The organism is Curtobacterium flaccumfaciens (genome assembly GCF_051548005.1).
In the GTDB taxonomy this organism is placed as follows: domain Bacteria; phylum Actinomycetota; class Actinomycetes; order Actinomycetales; family Microbacteriaceae; genus Curtobacterium.
The window spans coordinates 1-1,501 of the sequence record NZ_JBPUGH010000261.1 but is presented as its reverse complement, the minus strand read 5'-3'; the positions used below and the strand labels follow the sequence as shown (position 1 = coordinate 1,501).

The following is a 1,501-nucleotide window of genomic DNA, read 5'->3' as shown; positions in this document are numbered from 1 at the left end:
ACTGACAATTCTGTCTATCCAAAAGGAATTGTCTCCGGACCGAGCAAGCTCGGCCACGGGGTCAATAAATTGGCATTGACAATGTGCACGCTGTTGAGTTCTCAAGGACCAGACGCACTCCCCACTCAACCCGCAGTTCAGCGGACATCGTCAGAGAGGCTGGTTCGTTGCCCGGGCGAGACTCGGAGGTGACCGTTCCGGCCGTTCCGTTCTCCGCCTCAGCGGCAACGAGTGATTACTTTACGCAGAGGTGAACGGCAGCGCCAACACGTGGCACATCCCGGGCGTGTCGTACCCCGACTTCCCCGGAACCACGCGGAAGTCGGGGTACTCGAGGCGCCGGGGACGGCGCGAGAGCCGCCAGGGAAAGCGCGAAACCCGGCCCGGGTACGACGAGAGGCACGGTGCAGAACCGCACCGTGCCTCCAGGCCGACCTGACCAGCCGTCTACTCAGCCGCAGCCAACTGGCCGCACGCGCCATCGATCTCCTTGCCGCGGGTGTCGCGGAGGGTCGTCGGGATGCCGGCGGCGTTCAGTCGGCGGACGAACTCGTCCTGCACGTGCGGCTCCGACGAGGTCCACACCGAGCCGGGCGTCGGGTTGAGCGGGATCGGGTTGACGTGCACCCATCCCCGACCGCGCGCGTTGAGCTTCTCGGCGAGCAGGTCGGCGCGCCAGGCGTGGTCGTTCATGTCCTTGATGAGCGCGTACTCGATCGAGACCCGGCGGCCGGTCTTCGCGTAGTACTCGTACGCGGCGTCGATGGCCTCGTCGGCCTTCCACCGCGAGTTCACCGGGATGAGCTCGTCTCGGAGCTCGTCGTCGGGCGCGTGCAGCGAGAGGGCGAAGGTGATCGGGATGTTCTCGTCCGCGAGCTTCTTGATCGCCGGCACGAGTCCGACCGTCGACACGGTGATGCCGCGGGCGCTCATCCCGAGGCCGTTCGGCTGCGGAGACACCATCGTCCGCACGGCGTCCATCACGCGCTTGTAGTTCGCGAGCGGCTCCCCCATGCCCATGAACACGATGTTCGTCACGCGCTCGGCGTCGACGCGGTCCTGTCCGCCCTTGCGCGGGTCACCCCCGAGCTCCCCGGCGGCGATCGCCGCGTTCGCCCGGACGATCTGCTCGATGATCTCGGCCGTCGACATGTTCCGGGTCAGGCCGGCCTGCCCGGTGGCGCAGAAGGGGCAGTTCATGCCGCAGCCCGCCTGCGACGAGACGCACAACGTGATGCGGCCGGGGTAGCGCATGAGCACCGACTCGACGAGCGCTCCGTCGTGGAGCTTCCAGAGGAACTTGATCGTGTCGCCGTTGTCGGTCGCCAGCCGTCGGGTCTCGGTGAGGAGCGGCGGGAGCATGCCCGCGACGAGCTCGTCGCGCTGCGCCGCGGGCAGGTCGGTCATCTTCGCCGGGTCGGACGTGTAGTGCGTGAAGTAGTGGGTCGAGAGCTGCTTCGCGCGGAACCCGGGCAGCCCGAGCTCCTTGACCTTATCGACG

General features: G+C 67.2%; 1 protein-coding gene. It reads right to left on the bottom strand.

Annotation, left to right across the window (positions count from 1 at the left end):
- Positions 1–447: 447 nt before the first annotated feature.
- On the bottom strand, positions 448–1,501 hold a 1,054-nt coding region (rlmN, locus tag ACSW7Y_RS17170), incomplete at its 5' end, for a 23S rRNA (adenine(2503)-C(2))-methyltransferase RlmN (protein WP_438127434.1).